We start from the raw sequence: 19,144 nt of genomic DNA on the forward strand, positions 1-19,144 counted from the left end.
AAACCATCATACCAATGGAACCCAGGCCGATCATGCACTAACAATCAACTTGGACCCGTCAGATAGGGCTGCTCAATACCCCCAGATCGTCTGGCTGCCCCCGGAATCACCTGAACGACGCTGGACTCAGAATGCAGCAAAATCATGGCGTTACCCGAAAAATCGGACGCCGTCGGACAGTGCTGGAAGTGGTAATGGTGCCCGGGGGCGGAATCGAACCACCGACACGAGGATTTTCAATCCACTGCTCTACCCCTGAGCTACCCGGGCACGGGTGAACATCGAGTGTTCGGGTTGCGGCGTTCTATGTCAGGTCCGGGGGGCTGTCCAGAGGGTTTTGACAAAAAATCAATGTGGTCGGGACGAAAGTTGCTCTAACGTCTCGAGCGCCTCTTGCTGGTCCTCGGCGTCCTGTGAGGCAAAGCTATAGTCCCCGCCCAGCCACTTGCCCAAATCGACATCTGCGCAGCGCTTTGAGCAAAAGGGCTTGTAGTCGGGTTTGATGTCTTTCCGGCAGATCGGACAACTCATTTTAGAACCTCGCTCAGTGGCAACCGGGCCCGCTTTCTTTGCAGTTCATAGTGCCCCAGGGGTGTCCAACCGACTAAGGTCGTGTCGATTGTATCGGCGCGAAACGCGCTGCGCAGCGCGCTTTCAAAAGCGCGGCGATCCTTTTTGGGCATGGGCGCCAGATCCAGTGTGATCTGACCGCCAAGCCCCCGCAGGCTCAGTTGGCGCGGCAATTCACGCGCTGTGGCCATATTGGCCTTGAGCCCGGCTGCGGGCGAGGTATCGCGGCCGGTATTCACATCGACGGCGACCAATGCGCGGGTTGGTTCGATGAACAGCGAGGCACCACCGCCCAGAGAAACCGAGATGTCATTCAGATCTTCGACAGCATCCAGAACCCCGTGTGTTTCAAAACTGCCTGCTGCAGTCACGATCTCGGCCGGATCGGTCCATTCCCGCCATGCCTCGGCATGCGGGGCATCACCCTCGACCAGTGTCTCAACAGAACCCTCGGTTTCCGCGCTCACTTGGCGTGCGAGCGTCAGCATGGCGTCGATATCTTCTGCCACCTCTCCCGCCTCTGCCGTGGCACAGGAGGATCGCAGGATCAGCCCCATGTTGTCGTCCTCATCCATGACTTCGTGGACAATTCCCAACAGCGTGTCGCGGACGTCTTCATCACGGATTGAGCGGCTGATGTTGCGACCCGGCGCATCGGGAGTGACGATGGCATAACGGCTTTTGAACAAAACCTTTTGCGTCACCGGGATGGCTTTGCCTTCCTCAGCGAAACCGGTGACTTGAACCAAAATGGTTTGACCCGGTGCCAACCCTTTGACTTGTCGCAGAAAAGCAGGACCATCCGGGGTTTTCAAAAACATGCCACCTTGACCTTTGACAGGCCGGTCAGCAGTGGCGCGATAGATGGTGCCGGGACGCGGGGCGTCCGTGTCGACCAGGATATCCTGCAGCTTACCGTCAACCAAATGGGCCGCAGCTTCGCGTCCGTTCAAGTGGTCAAGAATGATCTGTGCGCCCTTCATTTGCGCTCCTTGTAGAGGGGGTAGCCTGCTGCCTGTAGCAAAGAGGCGGTCTCAGCGACCGGCAGGCCCATGATGGCCGAAAAAGAGCCGCTAATCCACGGGACGAATGCTCCTGCTGGGCCCTGGATGGCATAGCCCCCCGCCTTGCCCTGCCAGTCGTTCGAGGCGAGGTAGGCGTTTAACTCATCATCCGAAAGGCGCTTCATCTTGACGGCGCTGACCACGGTGCGTTCCCACAATGAATCACCACGACGCAAGGCCACCGATGTGATCACCTGATGGCGTCGGCCACCCAGTGAGACCAGAAATTCAGCGGCTTCTCCGGCATCCTGAGGCTTGCCCATGATGCGACGACCCAGCGCGACGGTGGTGTCAGCACACAAGATGATGTCATCGCGATCCGCTTGTACCGCCATCGCCTTTTCACGGGCGATGCGTTCACAATAGGGGCGCGGAAGCTCTCCCTTCAGGGGATCTTCGTCGATATCTGGTGGACGGATATCATCGGCAACAACGCCGATCTGCAAAAGCAGTTCCTTGCGGCGCGGGCTGCCGGAGCCGAGGATCAGTTTCATGCCTTCGGTCCTGTTTGATGCCGCGCCACGAGGGCTGGTGAGCTTACTTAAAGCGATAGTTGATCCGACCCTTGGTCAGATCATAGGGGGTCATTTCCACCTGAACTTTGTCGCCTGCCAGAACACGGATGCGGTTCTTGCGCATCTTACCTGCCGTATGTGCGATGATCTCATGGCCGTTCTCAAGCTCGACCCGAAACGTCGCATTGGGCAGGAGTTCCTTCACGACACCGGGAAATTCGAGCAGTTCTTCCTTGGCCATATTTTATCCTTCACAAATCACCCGCCAATCGCGGGCAGCCCTTAAATGGGCCGAAACGCTCTGATTTTCAAGGGCGATTCTCAGGTGAGCGAGGAATATGTGACCTGTTGGTGACGGGGGTCCTGTTCTTCCCAATGGGTGCGGTTCAAGACCCGACCGTCGGCACGTACGTGCGCAATGGCCGAGAGGTCGACCTCTCCATAAGTCCAACCGGGCACACAGATTTTTCCCTCTGCGATGATCCCGGTGTCTGGGAAGCCAACATCCGGAGGCCCAAACAGCGCGCCCATGCCGGTTGTCACGTCCACCGCTTCGGACCACTCAGCCGTACCGACCAGAGAGGCCATCGCGGTCACACATTGATTCTCAAGCGCGCGCGCCATGGATCCGATCCTAACCCGCCAATAGCCCGAGAGCGCCTCGGTGCAGGAGGGAGACAGGATCACATCGCACTCTGCCAGCGCTCTTCCCAGCAATGGAAATTCACTGTCATAACAAATCAACACGCCAATTTTGCCCAAGGCAGTCTCAAAGATTTTCAGCGGGCCACCGGGTGCGACACCCCAGGGGTCGCGCTCAAAGCGGGTCATGATTTGCTTGTCCTGAAAGTCGCTTTTCCCTTCGGGTGCGAAAAAATGCGCGCGATTGAAAGGCCGGTCAGCGCCATCAAACACCGGAGCCGATCCTCCGAGGATATGCACATCAAACTCTTGCGCGAGATGCGCATGAAGAGCGTTGGCTTCGGTCATGCGATCCGAAACGGCATGCAAGGATTTCTCCAGGTCTCCAGCAACTTCGGACCCGGATAGTGTCGCCAGTTCCATGGCCGCGTATTCTGGGAAAACCAGAAGATCTGCCCCGTGCGTGGCCGCGTCATCTACCCAGCGGAAAATCTTGTCTTCATACTCGGCCCATCCTCTCAGAAAATCGAGCGGGTAAGCGGCGGTCGCAATCTTCATCGGTTGTGGTCCATATTAGTGCCAGTCGTCCCGATGTTGCCGCAAACTTTCGCGCTTGTCACACGTTACGCTCAAAGGGCAATGGCTTTCCGACTGTGATCTCGTTCGGGGTAATGTTGCAGTCATAGGCCATCACCTCGACCCCGGAGGCAATGGCACGATCAAAAGCGGCAGCGTAAGTCGGATCGATATCATCAGCGAGGGTCACAACTGTCGTATCGGTACGCTGAACGAGATAGAACATCACGGCGCGATGCCCTTGCGCCACCATGTCTTGCAACTCGGCCAGGTGTTTAGCACCGCGCGCTGTCACGCTGTCGGGAAATTCACCCACGCCCTCATGGCGCGACAGGGTGACGGACTTTACCTCAACGTAACAATCCGGTCCCTCCCCGGTAAGCAGAAAATCAACCCGACTGTTCTGCCCGTATTTGACCTCGGGTCGGACCGTTGGATAAGCGGCCAGTTCTGGAATTTCATGCGCCAGCAGGGCAGATCTCAGCGCCCGATTCGGCACGGAGGTATCGACGCCGGTGAAATGCCCGTTTTCATGCTCAACCAATCGCCAGCCATATTTCAGCTTTTTCTTGGGATCGTCATTTGGCTCTAGCCAAATCCGGATGTCCGGGTCTTTCAGCCCCATCATGCTGCCCGGATTGGCACAATGGGCGGTGATCTCTCGACCATCCTCGAGCCGCGCGTCGGCAAGAAAGCGTTTGTAGCGGCGCAACAGCACGGCAGGCACAAGAGGGGTTTGAAAGCGCATGGCCCAGCCCTATACCTGCCAAGTAAGTCTGACAAGGAGGCCGCAATGCCCAACCCCACCGCCGCCATGCTGGTCATCGGAGATGAAATCCTCTCGGGGCGCACGCGGGACGCCAATATGTACTTTTTGGCCGGCGAGCTGACAAAGCAGGGTATTGCGCTGGCCGAGGTCCGCATCGTTGGCGATGAGAGTGAAGACATTATCGCCGCCGTCCGCGCCCTGTCCGCACGTTATGACACCGTGTTTACCAGCGGAGGTATCGGGCCGACCCACGACGATATTACGGCCGATTGCATTGCGGCAGCTTTTGAGCGCCACATCGATGTGCGCGACGATGCGCGTGCCCTGCTCGCAGCGCACTATAAAAACACCGGAAGTGAATTGAACGATGCCCGCCTGCGCATGGCGCGCATTCCTGACGGCGCCACACTGATTGAAAACCCTGTCTCTGTCGCACCCGGCTTTACCCTTGAAAATGTCCACGTGATGGCCGGTGTTCCCAGCGTCTTTCAGGCGATGGTGGCAACTGTGTTGCCCACCATGACCGGGGGCGCGCCCCTTCTTTCGCAGTCTTTGCGTATCGACAGAGGGGAAGGCGACATCGCTGGGCCACTGTCAGAACTGGCCGCCACTTACCCCGACCTTTCCATTGGGTCGTACCCGTTCCAAAAAAACGGCGCCTTTGGGTCGAACATTGTGATCCGCGGCACGGACGGAAGCCGCATTGACGCTGCGATCTCAGACTTGTCGGAGTTGTTTGCATGACACTGCCCAGCACCCAAGATTTGTATGAAGTGGTTGACGCAACTTGGCCGGCGGCCAAAACGTCCCGGCGAGGACCATTTCTGATCCGCGACGGTCAAGGTGGTGGCAAACGCGTCTCTGCCGCGACTCTGACAGCATCATTTGAAAGCGCTGACATTGCTGATGCGGAAAACGCGATGCGGGATCTGGGTCAAACTCCGTTGTTTCAAGTTCGCGAAGGCAACAGCGATCTGGACGACGCCCTTGCCGCACGGGGCTATGAGGTGATCGATCCTGTCACAATGTACGCTGTCGAGGCGTCCAAACTTGCCACCGAACGCCCCCCGCGCACGGTTGCGATCGAGACCACGGGCCCTCTCAACATCATGCGGGAGATGTGGGAGACCGGTGGTATCGGCCCGGAACGCGTCGAGGTGATGAACCGGGCCTGCAAACCCAAAGCTGGGTTCGTGTCGCGTTGGCAAGACAAACCCGCTGGAACAAGTTTCATCGCCATGTACAATGGCATCTCCATGATACATGCGGTCGAGATTTTGCCGTTCCAACGCCGGCAAGGACTGGGACGCTGGTTGATGCAACGTGCCGCGTTCTGGACGCGGGACAATGGTGGTCATACGCTTTCGGTGATTTGTACTGATCATAACGCTGCGGCAAATGGCTTGTACTCTTCCCTCGGCATGTCGGTTGTGGGACGGTATCATTACCGCATTCTGTCCGACTGAGAGGGAGACACATGAGCCAGTCCGATCAACCCACCGCCCTTAACCTGCCCCCGGTCGATCCCCTGCCACCCGCAACGCAGAAATATTTCGACATTTGCCAAGATAAGCTGGGCATGATCCCGAATGTCCTGCGGTCCTATACATTCGACATCTCAAAACTCGACGCGTTCACGGGGATGTATAACGACCTGATGCTCGCCGAGAGCGGCCTGACCAAACTGGAACGCGAGATGATCGCGGTGGTCGTGTCGTCCATCAACAAGTGTTTCTACTGCCTGACCGCCCACGGGGCGGCTGTCCGGGAATTGTCGGGCGATCCGATTCTGGGAGAGATGATGGTGATGAATTACCGGTCCGCCGACCTGGACCCGCGTCAGCGTGCAATGCTGGATTTTGCAGAAAAGATCACCAAGGAAAGCTACACAACAGAAGAGTCGGATCGTCAGGCGCTTCGGGATGTTGGCTTTAGCGACCGGGACATTTTCGACATCGCCAGTGTGGTTGGTTTTTTCAACATGACCAATCGCGTGGCCTCAGCCATCGATATGCGCCCCAACCCTGAGTACCACGCACAATTCAGATGAAACTTTTTGCCGCGCTCCTCCTTCTTGTCATCCCCCAGATGGGTCTTGCTTTTGAGCCGGACCTTCCAAAAGGCGCGCGGCAACTGACGGATGAAGAGCGTACGCGCAGTTTCTACGAGCTGCCACTGGGCCCGTATCGCAAAGGGGACATGCCGACCGAGCGTGTCGGGGGTCTGCTAAGGCTTCAGTCTTGGCGCATCGAGGGGCAGTTTGCAGCAGTGACAGAAATCGGGGCGGCACTGGCCGCGCAGCTCGAATCTCAAGGGTATGAGTTGGTGTTTCGGTGCGAGACCGACGACTGCGGCGGCTTTGACTTTCGGTTTGAAACGATGGTTTTGCCACCCCCGGACATGTTCGTGGATCTGTCAAACTTCCGTTTTGTGTCAGCTCGCAAGGAAACCCAGAATGGGCCCGAGGTCGCTGGCGTTTTGATCAGTCATACTTCAACCGCTGCGATGCTTCAGTTGGTATCGGTCACGCCGATGCACCCGGTGCAACTCAGCCTCGTTGACAGCCAAGACCGTGAATCTGCAGAGCAAGCCGAACTCACCGCAGCCGAACTTCCAGAAGACACGCCGGAAGACGGAGGCGCCATGCGCCAGAGTCCTGGTGACATGGATCAGCTCATCGTCACGTTGCTCGATCGTGGTCATGTTGTTTTGGGCGACCTTAGCTTTGAGACCGGATCCTCAATTCTTGCCAACGGTACGTTTTCTTCTCTTGAGACCCTTGCGGCGTGGCTCCAGCAGGACAGTGCGCGACGCGTGGCCCTGGTCGGCCACACCGACAGCAAGGGCGGCCTGGATGGAAATGTGAAACTGTCCCAAGCCCGCGCCGCTTCGGTTCAGGCGTTTTTGACCACAGATTTGAATGTTCCAAATACTCAGGTCGAGTCACATGGGATCGGGTATCTCGCGCCGATCGCCAGCAATCTCGAGGAAGGCGGACGCGACGCGAACCGGCGCGTCGAAGCTGTTTTGTTGTCTGCACCCTGAACAAAAAAAACCCGAACGTTTGAAGCGTCCGGGTAGTTCTTTGGCTTTTTAAAGCCGGGGGAATATTCGTGGGTTACCAGTCAGAGGGCCCTTTTTCGGCAAATGCATGGACAAGAAAGTCTATGAATGCGCGCACCTTGGGCTGCGTAAAGCGACCGGGCGGGTAGACGGCATAAATGCCTTGGGTCTCGATCGGAAGTTCGGGAATGGCATCCTCGACCAAGCCTTGCTCGAGAGCGTCGGCATAAAGAAAACTTGGCAGATATGCGATCCCCAGACCAGAAATGGCCGCATTGAGAAGCGATTGGCCATCATTCACGCTCAGCCATCCAGCGGTGCGCACCTGACGTTTTTCGCCGGATGGCGCAGTCAGTTTCCAAACCGCACCATTAGACTGGCTGGAGTAATGCAAAAGCTTGTGGTCATTCAGATCGTCAATTTTCTGCGGGCGTCCGTATTTCTCAAAGTACGCGGGGCTTGCGATCATGCGTTTGGTCGTCGCGGTCAGCTTGCGTGCCCGTAGCGAGCTGTCTTCCAGCTCACCGATGCGGATCGCCATGTCAAAGCCTTCGCTGATCAACTCAACATACCGATTGTTGAGAACCATATTGACGGTAATCTCAGGGAATTCCGCCAAAAACTCACCCAGAACAGGACTGAGGTGATTGACGCCAAAATCTGTTGCAACGCTGATGCGCAGCAATCCGGATGGGGCCGATTGCATGGATGTGACCAAGGCGTCCGCTTCGCCGGCATCGTTCAGAACCCGGCGCGCCCGGTCATAGTATGCCAAGCCAATTTCCGTCGGGCTGACCCGGCGCGTTGTGCGGTTCAGCAGTCGCGCGCCCAGACGGGCCTCAAGCGATGACACATGCTTAGAGACAGCAGATTTCGAGATGCCCATCTTTCGTGCGGCATCTGTGAACCCGCCCTGGTCCACCACAGTGGCAAAGGCTTCCATTTCCGTCAGGCGATCCATTTTCCTACCTCAATTCTCTCGTTTGAAATAGGTTATGCTGGCGAATTTGGGCAGAAGCTGGGCAGTGCTCAGACAATATCAGGGTTTTCGAAGCCATCGTTTGCGGCTTGGAAACAGCGAAACAAGGCGTTTCCACATACATCCCTAGAGTAGTGCGGGACATCTACGTTATAGTCACCTGCTACTCTGAGTAGTATGGAGGCTGCACGCCGCGCTAGCCTGACTATAATGTGCTATAGGGCGTCAAGCACGTCAATTTCCCCCATCCCCCAGTCTCCCCCCATCGGACAGGGTTTTGTTCGCGCAATGTTCACCCAATACCACCGAGTGCGTTCCCAATCAGGTCAACGGCATTCGCGCGGTGTTCCTCGTCTGCCGAGCAGTACAGTTGCAGTGTGGTAGAGATGTTCGCGTGGCCGAGCAGGGACTGGAGGGTCTTCGGATCGACGCCTTGGTTGTGTAGCATTGTCGCAAAGGAGTGCCGCGCCGTGTGGATGCCTTGGACATTATCTGGGAATCCCAGCTTCTTTTTCGCACGGTGCGCCCGCTGGCTCAACTTGCCCAGTTCGAGGAAGCCTCCCCGCTCGCCGGGAAACACCATTCCCTTGTCCTTATATATAGGCCCTGCTGCGAGACGTTCTTCGGCGTTCTGTTTTCGCTGGGCCGCTAGCACGTCGCGCAGCGCTTGGGATAGGGGGATAGTGCGGGCGCTGGACGCGGTCTTGGTGTCGCCCAAAGCCAGTTCGAACTTTCCGTTCTTGTCCCGGCGTTTGTAGAGGGTCCGGCGCACGTCTACGTGGGTGTCGTGAACATCTTCCCACATCAGACCGCCAAGTTCTGAGCGTCGACAGCCTGACAGGAACAGAAATCGCAGCGCATTGCCGAACCGCGATGTCCGGTCCATCAACTCTATATACTGTGCGACCTGCGCCACGGTCAGCGCTAGCGGTTTGTTCTTGCGGGCAGTAGGCAGGGTCACGCCGTCCATCGGCGACACTGGGATCAGGCGCAAAACAACCGCGTGTTTCATAGCCACGGCCAGAACGGCCTTGGTCGACTGGACGGTTCGCAGAGACAGTGGCTTGCCATTTCCGACCGGGTTGCCCTTGGTCAGCAGTTTGTTGAGAGCGAATTGGATATCCTGACCATCCACTCTGATCAGTGGGATGTGACCTATCAGCGGAATGATAGATTCCATCTTTCCCCAGTGTGACAGGGCGCTGTTTCCCTTAAGAACACCAGAAGCCACACGTCCCTCGTGCCACTGGGTCAAGAACTCAGCCAGAGACCCCTGCCCGCTTGTCCCGCGTGTGCCGTGGAGCAGGTCCAGCTGGGCGCGTCTGGCTTCTCAACTGGATGGCGTTGAAGGTGCAGTTTCCAACTCTGTTGATGGAAGTGGCACCCGTGCTGGTGTCAGATGTTCACGGCACGGGCAAGTCGACGATTTCCAAGATAATGGGGCGCATCTTCGGCGACCATGGTGAGAGCATCAGCGATATGAACAAACTGACGGGACGGTTCTCTGTTATCGCCGAAGAAACGTTGTTCGTTGGCGCAGACGAAATCATGTTTTCAGGTGATCGCAAGCGGGCTGACGTTCTCAAAGGCATCCTGGCCGACGACCGTATTAACGTGGAAAAGAAGTTCTTCGACGCTCAAACCATCGCCAACATGCTGGGCATCATCTTCACATCAAACCACGAGCACGTGGCACACGTCGAAGCCTCGGACCGTCGCTACGGGTTTCTGGAGGTGATGGACACTTTGGCTGGCGACAAGGCGTACTGGGCAGAGTTCTACGCGTGGCTGAAAGGTGGTGGCTATGGCGAAATCCTGTTCCAACTACTGCAGCGCGATGTGTCCCAATTCGAACGCCGCGACATCCCAGTGTCCAAAAAGAAAGCCCAAAATATCTTGGCGTCGCTGGAAGGTGTGGACGCGTGGCTGTTGGAGAGCGCCAACCGGGGAACGATGACGCTGGAGGGGGCTAGCCTTTCCACACCTGACGCCAACAGTTGCTTTGTCGACAAGAACAACATGTACGCGGCCTACTTGGAGTGGACCCACAAGCACCACCGCTATACGTCTCCGATGGACGTGGCACAGTTCTGGAAGCACCTGCGGACCAATCTGGACGTGGTTGTTCACGAGAACAAAGGCGGCAAGGGCAACGGGCACCGTCGGAGCGTGGAACTAGTGTTGCCTCCAAAGGCCATCCAGCGGGTCCACCTTGCCAACAACCTGACACAGCCAGAGGTCGAAGAACTAGATGACGTGCCTGAGTTGTGGGACTGGCTGAGCAAGTTCTAGGAGGTTCTGAGGTACATACTGGTAGAAGGTGTTACATGCTTTTGCATTTCTGCTGCACCATGCTCATTTCGTTACTAGGGCGGATACCTGTCGTTCGCTGCTTTTGGCACCAATGTCTGCTTTGCGTATGATTCGAACGTCTTGCCTTGTGCAAGCGCCCACAGTCATGGTTGTTCTGTAAGTCGATACAATCGCGGCCAACCGCAAGCAATATCGCTCAATGAGAACAAGTCAGGGGAGTAAACGCACCGAAAAGGTCTGCAAATTGTCAAAGTTGTGGCAGAAGTTGGGCGAGCTAGCTAAGATGGGAACCTGTAGAAATTTGGTACACTGGGAGATTTCATTATGAAATTTGGTGCATTAGTCGCAATTGCCGCAGCTGGCTTGCTTTTTGCAGGCGGTGCGGGCGCGGCGACTTACATAGGAATAACGGAAGGAAAGCGTGACTTGGTTTCCGGCACTACGGCCCTAATCGGAACGGATTGTTCACCTATTGGCTGTATTGGAGGTACCAAACTCGGATTTGGTGCGGGCGAGGCAAGCGTTGTGGATCTCCACGGTCGAATTGTCGGCGACCGAGATAGGTATATCTTCGAAGCCACATCTTCATTTACTATCTCATTTTTGTTCGGAGGTGTTCAAGCTATCGATACAATTAATGACGGACAAGAAGATGGAACAGGCGCAGAATACACCCTTAACCCCACTGGGTTTATTAGGGAAGGAGTCGACGGGGAGGGCTTAAACAACAGATCGGTGTTTTCTCTGCTTGGTCTTCTGGGTAACCCTCTCGATTTAGAACACACGATGCGCACAAATGTTGGTGGCCCTAATAGTAATAAGCTGCCGAATCCTGGATCGCCGATCCTATTCCAAGGCGGACCTGGTTCTTATGCCTTCACTATCGACAATCGGGATTCAAATCCGAGCTATGCCGCTCGCTATGACATTCAGATCGCGGCCGTTCCCGTTCCCGCAGCGGGCTTATTGTTGCTGGCAGGCCTCGGCGGACTGGGTTTTGCGTCTCGTCGCCGCAAAACCTAACTCCCGAACAATCTATTTGAGATCATTTTTGGCACCGGGTTCTTTTACTCGGTGCCTTCATTTTTGTTAAGTGAAAATGGTCCTGTATGAGCGATGGCGCTTCAGATTGGCCGGACGGCAGGCCCGAATGACAGGTAGGTTTGCCATAGTCATGGTGGTTCCTCCCGTCCGCCGCTATCCACCACAGCGCTAACCTGACAGCGGCAAAGTTAGGATAGCAAGCGGATATGAGGCTAAGTAGCAAGTCAGGAAAGAGACCATGTTACCTCGTGGTACACCATGTTTGAACGTCTGCATTGCAGAGGCTTTGCCTACTGCTCGTAAGACAGGGCCGGTTTTTCTCGTGCGATTTCGCTACGGCTAAAGATGTTGCAATTTCTCACTCGGTAGAAGTGAGCTCAATACTGCTGTTAGCTACATTGGCCACCAAGGTCTGCTTTGGGCCGAAAGCGACAACCCTGCCGAGGTTCGGCACACGTCCGAGTTGCTCCAAAGTGGTGCTCGGATAACTCCCAAATTGTGCCGTCGGCGGGGTCGGCGGGCGTCGGTAGGTCGAACCTGCCGATCCCAAAACCCCTCTTGGCCCGAACCCACGGTCTCGTCGGCAGGTTCGGCACATGGCGGCGGGTTCTGGAGGGCAAACCTCCCAAAAAATAAAAAAGGGGTTTGGTTCCAATCGCATACATCTCTTCCCCCCAAAAAACTTTCCAAAAACCTGCCGAACCTGCCGACCTTGCCAACAAATCTTGGAACGACTTGGGGGATGGTGGTGTTCGTCAGGCCGAGGCCACGAGAGGGGCACGGGAGCGCCGTCCCGCGGTCCAAGCAGTGTCCACCGCCAGCCAGTGCTCAAGCCCAGGGACGACCCCGTCCGGTTGGCTCGTGTTGGGCGGGCTGGTCACACCACAGCACCGCCGCTTGCCCGCGCCAAGGTTGGGCTTTGTCCCAGTCGAACTGCGCGTGCTGGAAAGTCATCTGCCACCTGCCGACCGCCCCGAACGCATCGCCGCGCCAGCCGCTGGAATATTTGGGATGGTTCACACCTAGAGGAAGGTAGCCCAGAAAGGCTTAGGGGGCATTTCGTACCGCGTTGGGGGCTATTCCTTGAGCCAATTGCGGGCATTTCCGGGCATTTCCAATTTATTCTGACCGATATTGCCAGCGAGGCTTCGTCGATATTTTTTGGGGGGTATCCCGTGGCCTTTTGGAGGCCCTCAGAACACCCGACGAAAGGCTTTCGATATGTCAAAATCCCACTTCCATCACGATCAGGCTGACGCGCTCGCCTCTGCTGGGAAACTGCACTCTTGGCCAGACGAGATCGAGTTGCCAGTCGATCCCGAAACCGCCGGACGAGCGCAGAAGGTTTTCGACAAAGTCCAGACGAACCGCGCCCACGGCGACTGGGCCGAGGGTGATTTGTTGGAAGTCGCGCGGTACGCTCGTCTAGTGTCCGATGTTGAAGCAGTCTACATTCAGCTGCAACAACAGGGATGGACTGTGATGGGGGGCCGCAATGGAACAACGCCTGTCGCAAACCCTCTGGCAACAATTCACAGCAACTTGCAAGCGACATTGGGAGCCATCGCGCGTCGCCTCAACCTAGCCGCAGGCTACCAGCCAGCGAAATCAAAGGACCGTGGCCCTCAAGACGCTAGAGCCAGAACAGAGCGCGAGGCCCGAGAGGTCCTGAAAGGCAAAGACGCTCCCGAAGGTCCACGGTTGCTTGCGTGATACCTTTCCCTAGGCAGGTAGTGTTGCCGGACGGCCCAGAGGGGCAACACGCCGTCCAAGTGTTCGACGCGCTTGTGGAACGCTACCCGCCCGATGGTTTCCTAGACGAAATCCGGCTTGCTACCGCAGCGCGGGACGCAGCGATGTTGCAGTACCATTCAGAAGAGTTTGCAAGCATTCCAGACATCGCTGCGCTGTTGGAAGAGGACGCGCGGCGAACACTATTGGAACTCCGGCCAGCGCCGACATACGACGCCTGAGGTCTTCCCATTGTTGGGTGTATATCGCCTGTGGTTTTGTGGGGTGTACCATGGAGATACAACCAATGCCCAACTCTTGGCCGAGCGCTGTCATAGCGCCCCAAAATGCTGATCTTACATACGCGATATACCGCGAAATACTCAGACGAAAACCAAACTCAGATGTCATACGCGCTGCCCGTTTCGCGGTTGCCGCCGCATTTGTTGGGACACACTGTGACGCCGTAACACATTGACAACAAAGCGATATATTCACGCAAGATACCTCGCGTGATAAAATGTACGTACCTGATTTATAGGACGTACGGATGCGCAACATCACTACAGCGCCGAAACTAGCCCGCAAACTTGTATCACGGGCACCTTTCCTCCGTGCCGAAATCACAAGAGCCTCGAAAGCCGAAGAAAATGGCACTGCTGGTGCTACAGTGGAACGTGAACGTCTGACGGCTAGTTTTGCCCGCGAACACAAGGCTGTCGAAGACGCGATTGTCGAGGCTGACGCCGCCGCCCGTGACTTCGATTTCGCGCATATCATTCTGAAATCAAAAACTGATTTGGGAACCCAACGTGGCCCAATTTCCGAACTGGCTGCGATGCTGGTTCGAATGTCGGATGGGGAACCTCACTGTCCATCTTTGGACACGCTCACTGAGATTGCCTCAGGCAAAACAGCAGTGGCCGCAGAACAAGCCAAGGTTCGTTTGGAAGATGCTGAACCTGAACTGCGATCCGTTGCACTGCTGGCACAATACCGAGCGGTACTCCCCTCAGTAAAATTTGATCACAGCCACCCGAAAGTGGTGAGGCTCAAGCACGCCTTTTTCGATGCAAGCCAAATCGCTGCTAAGCGTAGAAAGACACCCTGAAAATGACCCAGAACCCCTTCCGCTCAGCTTCCAGCCAGCGACGCCAAATGCCCCCCCAGCCGACGATTTCGAAGGCTGATATTATTGCCGAGATCGACGCTCGCATTGGGGCGGTTACGGATGTTGTCACAGACGTACTGGCGGAAGAGTTGGGACCAGTCACAAAGCGACTAGTCACGATTGAGCGTGCCTTGGACGTCACTCGGAAAGACGTTGCCGACACAATCCAGAAGGCCACAACAGCCTATTTGGGCGGTGGCACTGTCGATGATGACGACGTCGCTCCGACTTTGGATGAACTCGAAACAATGGCTGCTCGCCACAAGAAGACATTGGAGAACCGCAAATGACCCTATTCCAAGGCGACGACGCCGCCGACCGCAAAGCCCGACAAATCCTCGACAACGAAATGAAAGCCGTTGCCTTCGATGACGCATTGAAAGTGGCCAAAGCCGCTCCGGCAAATGCCCGAAAACTCGCTGCTGTGCAGGCAGAGAACAAGGCGCTCAAAGCGCAGGCTGATCGCCCGGTCAATGTGACGGTTAAACCGCCCGCCGCACCACGAAAAGCCGTACAGCAGGCGAAGGTATCCTCGCTTCGTACTTTGGCATTGGCGTCATATGGTGGAATGAAACAGGCTGTCGATAAGGGCCACGTCCACGGCCACATTGAAAGCCTGTTGGAATCCAAACGGACCCACCAACACGTGATCCGCGATGCAACAGCTGTGGCCACGACCACCAGCGCTGGTTGGGGCGCTGAACTGACCACCTCAATGAGTATGGGATTTGTGGAAGACCTAGCCCAAACGTCTTGTGCAGCCCAACTAATCGTCCGCTCCGGTGTTCAACCTTTCAACGGCGCAAACAGCCTTACTTGGGCCAAGCGTGCCGATAGTACCAAGGGGGATATCAAACCGTCTTGGGTCGGCGAAGGGGCGACCATCCCAGTAATGCAGTCTCGGTTTAGTTCTGTCACGCTGTCCCGCCATAAGATGGGCGCGATTGCCGTGGCGAGTGATGAACTGATCCGCGTATCTAATCCTGCGATCTTGAGACTGATCGAAGACTTCATTCGCGAGGATGCTTCAACTGGTTTGGATACGTCGATGTTCGACCCAAACATTTCTGAAATCGCTGCCATCCGGCCAGCATCCATCACCTACAACGCGACCAACACCAGCAGTGATGGCGGATCGACGCTTGCTAGCATCCTGAAAGACATCAAGTGGCTCCGCACCAATTTATCTGCCGTCAACGCGGTGGACCCAGTGATCCTGATCCACTCGGATCGCTATATGGCTTTGCAGATGGTCACAGGCGATAGTGGGGATACTTTTCCTCTGCGGGACGAACTCGCCGCGACGGGTGGTTTGTTTGGAATACCAATTCTGCACAGCCCCTTTATGAATTCTCAGCACGCGATTGCCGTTGATGCCGCCCGTCTAGTCGTCGCGATGGACGGTGTTCACGTCGACACAAGCAGCGCAGTCACTCTGGCGATGGCCGACGACGATGGCGTTGCGCCGACGATGGCCGACACCGACGCAGTGAATGATAGTGGCGGCTCTATCCACATCAGCGACGTGACATTGCCTGTTACTGAGATGCGTTCGACGTTCCAGACAAGTTCCACCGCGATCCGTCTGGTAATTCCGATGACCTACAAAATGTTAAAGCCAGCCGTGGCGTATTTGACCAACATTGGGTGGTGATACTATGACACAGCCTCGCATCGTCAAAGCCAATCCCGAACCTCTCACTGCTTCGGTGGTGACAATCAATGTGCGGCAGACGTCACGATCAGGCAGGGCGACCCGGTCAGGATCAGTCACCCGGAGAGCATCCGCGAGGCTATTGGGTTGTACCTGCTCGACAATGGTTTCTCGGGGAATCAGACAATCCACGTCCGGACGCTGAAGCGCGCCGAGTGGGCTTGCCAGTCATTGGAATACACTGGCCTAGCCACGGGTTTGTCCAAGACCGCTGCGAATAAATTGCGAAAGGAATCCCGAAAATGATAGTCCGAGATTTTTCAAAGATCGCGACCGCTGGTGGTGGCGCAATGCCCGACAACCCGCTGATGACATATAACAAATTCGGTGTCAGCCAGCACCATATCGACGCCTCGACCATCAAGGACGTTTCGCCCATCAATAAGACGCTGGGGGTAGTCACCAACGCCGAGGGTGTGGGCCAGCGCACCTACGTCAAACTAGCACAATGGGAGGCATACCGTGATCGCAAAGAGAAATAAGCAAGGCACTCTGGTTGGGACATTTGACGAGGCGCGTTTCGACATCAACAAGCCAGTGCAGGGTACAACGATGGAGGGGTTGGTTCAGATGGGACAATCCAACGGCCTCAACGCTGCGGTCTGGCACCGCGTCTACGCTCTAGCGACGGATTTGACGCCATGACGACCCGTAAAAAGGCCGAACCCGACGTTGTCCAAGTTGCCCAAGTGCAGAACGCCAAATTCGTGCGTGGCGAAACCAAGCGGCAGACCCTCGCTGCCCGACTGATAGATTGTCGGAAGGCAGGGTTGGTGTCTGCTGCAGCCGCCTTGGAAAAGGAGTTGGAAAAATGCCGTTAGATGACACCAACTGGGAGCCGCGTCCCGAGTATGACCGCGACGCCGTTGCAGCGTCGGTCCAGAAAGAATTGGGACGCCCGCTGTTTTGGTCCGAATATGTGAAAATTTGGAACCACCTAACGGCCCAGATGGGTAAGACTGATTGGTGCTACGATGGATGACTTTGAGCCTGAACTTTTAGCGACGCTGTTCGATCTCTGCCAGTTGGCTGGGAAAATGGCTGACGATCCCAATTTTCGACATCTCAAGGGAGAGGCGCTAGGCAATCAGATGTATGCCACTATTGCCGCGCAGATGTACGTTGGTGCTTCGACGCCGCCGAGCAAGATTGATGTGTCGTCTGTCCTGGCGACCATCGACATCGCCTTGGAAGAGGGCCGCGATGTCGGCGAAGACGTCGCTCTTTGGGTCGGCAGGCAGTCGGCACAGCGAACAATCCCTCGCGGTACAACGCTGTCATAGGGGAGCACGGCTTGATGTCTCAATCGCCAGCTAGCGCTGTATCATTAGAACGCACTTTCCTGCCGAAGAGATACCAGCCTGCTGTTAGCGTTCTGGTTTCGGCATTGCCGCTGGGTATTCACTCATCGGTCAACGGCAAGGAGGATAAGCTAGCACTATTCGCTATCACCGCAGCGGTCGCCAACATCAACGAGGCGGTACGCCTACACAAGAACGGCACCAGACGAAAACACCACGAAGAATTTAACGAGTTTCTAGCCAGCGCGGCGTGTTGGATTGCCGACATCACGGAATTGGAGGCGGATTTTCTATATCAATGCCTTCTACGCGGTGTCTGCGCGACCGTACCCCCAGAGGACGACTGATACACCGATATCTGGCGGTATCGCCCCGCCAACGGGAGGTACATCCGAGTGCGCTTGGCATATGGTCCGCTATAACCATAGCCGCAAACATTGTTGAGACATCCCCGCGTGTGATCTCTTTGGGACATCGCAACAACCGAGGATGACCCAATGGCTAGGCAGAGACCACCAAAGCACATTCGAGACGCAAATAAGGACGACAAAGACTAGTCTCTCGTCCCCCCATCGTCCCCCCATCGCCTCAGACGCCAATAGCCGCAGAACCCGTCCCCGTTGGGTCTCGCGGCCATCCGGCGCTGTTGTGGAAGCGATGAAACAATCGGTTTCGTCAGCTACAGGAGCACTTCGATCAGCGTTATCCAAACCGGTAGAGTTGCAGCCGCCAGCAAGGTGGATTGCGCTACGAGCGTGGCTGCCAATTCGCGATCTGCACCAAAGCCTGCAGCCAGAACGTGAGCGGCAGACGCCGTGGGCATTGATGCGAACAACACAAGCGTCTGGGCGATTGGGCTTTCGATTCTGAACGCAAGACATCCAATAAGTGTCACAGTCGGCAGCACCAATAGTTTCGTCGCCGTAATAATGCCACTGAACCGATTAAGCCGCGCCAATGCACCCCAGTTCATTGTGGCTCCGACTGAGATCAACGCAACGGGAATGGCAGCCTGCGCCAGCATTTCCAGCGGGGCCATGATGGGCGCCGGTATCGTCACGCCGCTCAGCCCAACGATCACACCGGACACACTTGCAATCAGAAATGGGTTAGTGGCCACTTTTATCAAAGTCTGTTTCACACTGCCGCTACCACGGGACAACGCGGTGACGGCGAACACGTTGGCCACCGGAATGGCCAACCCTACAGCGACGGCCAACTCACCCAATGGCGGAGAAGACAACGTACCGACCGCCACAAAGGCCATTGCAGTGTTAAACCGCCACGCAACCTGCCACGACCCGGCAAAGTCGACAAAACGCTCCGGCCCAAACGGGCGGGCCAGATACCCGACACACAGTCCCAGTGTCAGAATGGCCCAGACCGCAGGGCCGATACTCAGGATATCACCAACAGCGATGGGGCGCCCTGAGGCCGCGACAAAGATCAGCGTCGGAAAGAGAATCTCGAAATTCAGCTTGTCCAGACCCTGCCACGCATTCACCGACAGGCGATTGCGCACCAGGCCTCCCAAGATCACCATCAGGAAACTGGGCAATAGGCCGAGGAGGATTGATACGAACACCATGTGTCCATCTAGGCACAATCCCTGTCATCAGCAATCACTTAAGCGTCACAGCATGCCGCAGGGTGTCAACGAATTGCGTAGTGTTGGGTCAACACCCGATTTCG

The 19,144-nt window shown here is 56.3% G+C and carries 26 protein-coding genes and 1 tRNA gene; 17 read left to right on the forward strand and 10 right to left on the reverse strand.

All coding sequences use genetic code 11. The features are described from left to right. Positions 1–195 precede the first annotated feature (195 nt). The 7 genes from Q0932_RS15960 to sfsA form a co-directional block, all read right to left on the reverse strand. A tRNA-Phe gene (locus tag Q0932_RS15960) sits at positions 196–270 on the reverse strand. 78 nt (positions 271–348) lie between these two features. Continuing rightward, the gene (yacG, locus tag Q0932_RS15965) at positions 349–531 is read right to left on the reverse strand and encodes a DNA gyrase inhibitor YacG (protein ID WP_299355343.1); all 183 of its coding nucleotides are present in this window, start codon (positions 529–531) and stop codon (positions 349–351) included. Beyond that, a complete protein-coding gene (locus tag Q0932_RS15970) occupies positions 528–1,553 on the reverse strand; it encodes a ribonuclease E/G (protein WP_299355346.1) in 1,026 nt (341 codons plus the stop codon). Before Q0932_RS15970 ends, yacG begins: the two co-directional genes overlap by 4 nt. Further along, entirely contained in the window at positions 1,550–2,128 is a 579-nt protein-coding gene (locus Q0932_RS15975; protein ID WP_299355348.1) for a Maf family protein, read from the reverse strand. Before Q0932_RS15975 ends, Q0932_RS15970 begins: the two co-directional genes overlap by 4 nt. A 43-nt stretch (positions 2,129–2,171) precedes the next feature. Further along, positions 2,172–2,390 (reverse strand): translation initiation factor IF-1, encoded by a 219-nt coding sequence (gene infA, locus Q0932_RS15980; protein ID WP_007205486.1) that lies wholly within the window; start codon positions 2,388–2,390, stop codon positions 2,172–2,174. Positions 2,391–2,470: 80 nt separating this feature from the next. Next, positions 2,471–3,349 (reverse strand): carbon-nitrogen hydrolase family protein, encoded by an 879-nt coding sequence (locus tag Q0932_RS15985; protein WP_299355351.1) that lies wholly within the window; start codon positions 3,347–3,349, stop codon positions 2,471–2,473. 58 nt (positions 3,350–3,407) lie between these two features. Next, entirely contained in the window at positions 3,408–4,115 is a 708-nt protein-coding gene (gene sfsA / locus Q0932_RS15990; RefSeq protein ID WP_299355353.1) for a DNA/RNA nuclease SfsA, read from the reverse strand. Between the two features lie 45 nt (positions 4,116–4,160). On the opposite strand from sfsA, the gene Q0932_RS15995 reads away from it, so the two are divergent. The 4 genes from Q0932_RS15995 to Q0932_RS16010 are packed head-to-tail and all read left to right on the forward strand — an operon-like array spanning position 4,161 to position 7,181. Then, positions 4,161–4,880 carry a molybdopterin-binding protein gene (locus Q0932_RS15995; RefSeq protein ID WP_299355357.1) on the forward strand — a complete coding sequence of 240 codons (720 nt, stop codon included), beginning with the start codon at positions 4,161–4,163 and terminating at the stop codon, positions 4,878–4,880. Further along, on the forward strand, positions 4,877–5,602 hold the full coding sequence (locus Q0932_RS16000) for a GNAT family N-acetyltransferase (protein ID WP_299355360.1): 726 nt from the start codon (positions 4,877–4,879) through the stop codon (positions 5,600–5,602). Before Q0932_RS15995 ends, Q0932_RS16000 begins: the two co-directional genes overlap by 4 nt. 11 nt (positions 5,603–5,613) lie before the next feature. Further along, positions 5,614–6,186 carry a peroxidase-related enzyme gene (locus tag Q0932_RS16005; protein ID WP_299355363.1) on the forward strand — a complete coding sequence of 191 codons (573 nt, stop codon included), beginning with the start codon at positions 5,614–5,616 and terminating at the stop codon, positions 6,184–6,186. After that, the gene (locus Q0932_RS16010; protein WP_299355366.1) at positions 6,183–7,181 is read left to right on the forward strand and encodes an OmpA family protein; all 999 of its coding nucleotides are present in this window, start codon (positions 6,183–6,185) and stop codon (positions 7,179–7,181) included. The genes Q0932_RS16005 and Q0932_RS16010 overlap by 4 nt, the downstream gene beginning before the upstream one ends. Positions 7,182–7,254: 73 nt before the next feature. Here the strand turns inward: Q0932_RS16010 and Q0932_RS16015 are convergent, their stop codons facing one another. Both Q0932_RS16015 and Q0932_RS16020 read right to left on the reverse strand, forming a co-directional pair. After that, positions 7,255–8,160: a LysR family transcriptional regulator gene (locus tag Q0932_RS16015; protein WP_299355369.1), complete on the reverse strand. Its 906-nt coding sequence runs from the start codon at positions 8,158–8,160 to the stop codon at positions 7,255–7,257. A gap of 310 nt (positions 8,161–8,470) precedes the next feature. Beyond that, the gene (locus Q0932_RS16020) at positions 8,471–9,358 is read right to left on the reverse strand and encodes a site-specific integrase (protein WP_299355372.1); all 888 of its coding nucleotides are present in this window, start codon (positions 9,356–9,358) and stop codon (positions 8,471–8,473) included. Between the two features lie 170 nt (positions 9,359–9,528). On the opposite strand from Q0932_RS16020, the gene Q0932_RS16025 reads away from it, so the two are divergent. From Q0932_RS16025 to Q0932_RS16085, 13 genes are all read left to right on the forward strand, one after another. Then, positions 9,529–10,470: a DUF5906 domain-containing protein gene (locus tag Q0932_RS16025; protein WP_299355375.1), complete on the forward strand. Its 942-nt coding sequence runs from the start codon at positions 9,529–9,531 to the stop codon at positions 10,468–10,470. Between the two features lie 345 nt (positions 10,471–10,815). Further along, entirely contained in the window at positions 10,816–11,514 is a 699-nt protein-coding gene (locus tag Q0932_RS16030) for a VPLPA-CTERM sorting domain-containing protein (protein ID WP_299355377.1), read from the forward strand. 1,242 nt (positions 11,515–12,756) lie between these two features. Beyond that, positions 12,757–13,248: a hypothetical protein gene (locus tag Q0932_RS16035; protein ID WP_299355380.1), complete on the forward strand. Its 492-nt coding sequence runs from the start codon at positions 12,757–12,759 to the stop codon at positions 13,246–13,248. 23 nt (positions 13,249–13,271) lie between these two features. Then, the gene (locus Q0932_RS16040) at positions 13,272–13,508 is read left to right on the forward strand and encodes a hypothetical protein (protein ID WP_299355382.1); all 237 of its coding nucleotides are present in this window, start codon (positions 13,272–13,274) and stop codon (positions 13,506–13,508) included. A 308-nt stretch (positions 13,509–13,816) separates the two neighbouring features. After that, on the forward strand, positions 13,817–14,377 hold the full coding sequence (locus tag Q0932_RS16045; protein ID WP_299355385.1) for a hypothetical protein: 561 nt from the start codon (positions 13,817–13,819) through the stop codon (positions 14,375–14,377). A gap of 2 nt (positions 14,378–14,379) precedes the next feature. After that, positions 14,380–14,727 carry a hypothetical protein gene (locus Q0932_RS16050; protein WP_299355388.1) on the forward strand — a complete coding sequence of 116 codons (348 nt, stop codon included), beginning with the start codon at positions 14,380–14,382 and terminating at the stop codon, positions 14,725–14,727. Further along, positions 14,724–16,091, forward strand: coding sequence for a phage major capsid protein (locus tag Q0932_RS16055; RefSeq protein ID WP_299355391.1), 1,368 nt, complete (start codon positions 14,724–14,726; stop codon positions 16,089–16,091). The genes Q0932_RS16050 and Q0932_RS16055 overlap by 4 nt, the downstream gene beginning before the upstream one ends. A gap of 302 nt (positions 16,092–16,393) precedes the next feature. Further along, positions 16,394–16,633: a hypothetical protein gene (locus tag Q0932_RS16060; RefSeq protein WP_299355394.1), complete on the forward strand. Its 240-nt coding sequence runs from the start codon at positions 16,394–16,396 to the stop codon at positions 16,631–16,633. Further along, on the forward strand, positions 16,614–16,796 hold the full coding sequence (locus Q0932_RS16065) for a hypothetical protein (RefSeq protein WP_299355397.1): 183 nt from the start codon (positions 16,614–16,616) through the stop codon (positions 16,794–16,796). The genes Q0932_RS16060 and Q0932_RS16065 overlap by 20 nt, the downstream gene beginning before the upstream one ends. Then, a complete protein-coding gene (locus Q0932_RS16070; RefSeq protein ID WP_299355400.1) occupies positions 16,793–16,972 on the forward strand; it encodes a hypothetical protein in 180 nt (59 codons plus the stop codon). The genes Q0932_RS16065 and Q0932_RS16070 overlap by 4 nt, the downstream gene beginning before the upstream one ends. Then, positions 16,963–17,133, forward strand: a complete 171-nt coding sequence (locus Q0932_RS16075) for a hypothetical protein (RefSeq protein ID WP_299355403.1) — start codon at positions 16,963–16,965, stop codon at positions 17,131–17,133. Before Q0932_RS16070 ends, Q0932_RS16075 begins: the two co-directional genes overlap by 10 nt. Then, entirely contained in the window at positions 17,126–17,434 is a 309-nt protein-coding gene (locus Q0932_RS16080; RefSeq protein ID WP_299355406.1) for a hypothetical protein, read from the forward strand. The genes Q0932_RS16075 and Q0932_RS16080 overlap by 8 nt, the downstream gene beginning before the upstream one ends. Positions 17,435–17,448: 14 nt before the next feature. Beyond that, entirely contained in the window at positions 17,449–17,799 is a 351-nt protein-coding gene (locus Q0932_RS16085) for a hypothetical protein (RefSeq protein WP_299355409.1), read from the forward strand. Between the two features lie 332 nt (positions 17,800–18,131). On the opposite strand, the gene Q0932_RS16090 is transcribed toward Q0932_RS16085, so the two are convergent. Further along, positions 18,132–19,040 carry an AEC family transporter gene (locus Q0932_RS16090; RefSeq protein WP_299355412.1) on the reverse strand — a complete coding sequence of 303 codons (909 nt, stop codon included), beginning with the start codon at positions 19,038–19,040 and terminating at the stop codon, positions 18,132–18,134. Between the last annotated feature and the right edge of the window lie 104 nt (positions 19,041–19,144).

It is taken from the genome of uncultured Shimia sp., from assembly GCF_947498095.1.
GTDB lineage: Bacteria > Pseudomonadota > Alphaproteobacteria > Rhodobacterales > Rhodobacteraceae > Shimia.

Excerpts from the sequence above, each read along its gene's own strand:
- yacG (WP_299355343.1), bottom strand. The coding sequence starts at position 531 with ATGAGTTGTCCGATCTGCCGGAAAGACATCAAACCCGACTACAAGCCC.
- Q0932_RS15970 (WP_299355346.1), bottom strand. The coding sequence starts at position 1,553 with ATGAAGGGCGCACAGATCATTCTTGACCACTTGAACGGACGCGAAGCT.
- Q0932_RS15975 (WP_299355348.1), bottom strand. The coding sequence starts at position 2,128 with ATGAAACTGATCCTCGGCTCCGGCAGCCCGCGCCGCAAGGAACTGCTT.
- infA (WP_007205486.1), bottom strand. The coding sequence starts at position 2,390 with ATGGCCAAGGAAGAACTGCTCGAATTTCCCGGTGTCGTGAAGGAACTC.
- Q0932_RS15985 (WP_299355351.1), bottom strand. The coding sequence starts at position 3,349 with ATGAAGATTGCGACCGCCGCTTACCCGCTCGATTTTCTGAGAGGATGG.
- sfsA (WP_299355353.1), bottom strand. The coding sequence starts at position 4,115 with ATGCGCTTTCAAACCCCTCTTGTGCCTGCCGTGCTGTTGCGCCGCTAC.
- Q0932_RS15995 (WP_299355357.1), top strand. The coding sequence starts at position 4,161 with ATGCCCAACCCCACCGCCGCCATGCTGGTCATCGGAGATGAAATCCTC.
- Q0932_RS16000 (WP_299355360.1), top strand. The coding sequence starts at position 4,877 with ATGACACTGCCCAGCACCCAAGATTTGTATGAAGTGGTTGACGCAACT.
- Q0932_RS16005 (WP_299355363.1), top strand. The coding sequence starts at position 5,614 with ATGAGCCAGTCCGATCAACCCACCGCCCTTAACCTGCCCCCGGTCGAT.
- Q0932_RS16010 (WP_299355366.1), top strand. The coding sequence starts at position 6,183 with ATGAAACTTTTTGCCGCGCTCCTCCTTCTTGTCATCCCCCAGATGGGT.
- Q0932_RS16015 (WP_299355369.1), bottom strand. The coding sequence starts at position 8,160 with ATGGATCGCCTGACGGAAATGGAAGCCTTTGCCACTGTGGTGGACCAG.
- Q0932_RS16020 (WP_299355372.1), bottom strand. The coding sequence starts at position 9,358 with ATGGAATCTATCATTCCGCTGATAGGTCACATCCCACTGATCAGAGTG.
- Q0932_RS16030 (WP_299355377.1), top strand. The coding sequence starts at position 10,816 with ATGAAATTTGGTGCATTAGTCGCAATTGCCGCAGCTGGCTTGCTTTTT.
- Q0932_RS16035 (WP_299355380.1), top strand. The coding sequence starts at position 12,757 with ATGTCAAAATCCCACTTCCATCACGATCAGGCTGACGCGCTCGCCTCT.
- Q0932_RS16045 (WP_299355385.1), top strand. The coding sequence starts at position 13,817 with ATGCGCAACATCACTACAGCGCCGAAACTAGCCCGCAAACTTGTATCA.
- Q0932_RS16050 (WP_299355388.1), top strand. The coding sequence starts at position 14,380 with ATGACCCAGAACCCCTTCCGCTCAGCTTCCAGCCAGCGACGCCAAATG.
- Q0932_RS16055 (WP_299355391.1), top strand. The coding sequence starts at position 14,724 with ATGACCCTATTCCAAGGCGACGACGCCGCCGACCGCAAAGCCCGACAA.
- Q0932_RS16060 (WP_299355394.1), top strand. The coding sequence starts at position 16,394 with ATGATAGTCCGAGATTTTTCAAAGATCGCGACCGCTGGTGGTGGCGCA.
- Q0932_RS16070 (WP_299355400.1), top strand. The coding sequence starts at position 16,793 with ATGACGACCCGTAAAAAGGCCGAACCCGACGTTGTCCAAGTTGCCCAA.
- Q0932_RS16075 (WP_299355403.1), top strand. The coding sequence starts at position 16,963 with ATGCCGTTAGATGACACCAACTGGGAGCCGCGTCCCGAGTATGACCGC.
- Q0932_RS16080 (WP_299355406.1), top strand. The coding sequence starts at position 17,126 with ATGGATGACTTTGAGCCTGAACTTTTAGCGACGCTGTTCGATCTCTGC.
- Q0932_RS16085 (WP_299355409.1), top strand. The coding sequence starts at position 17,449 with ATGTCTCAATCGCCAGCTAGCGCTGTATCATTAGAACGCACTTTCCTG.
- Q0932_RS16090 (WP_299355412.1), bottom strand. The coding sequence starts at position 19,040 with ATGGTGTTCGTATCAATCCTCCTCGGCCTATTGCCCAGTTTCCTGATG.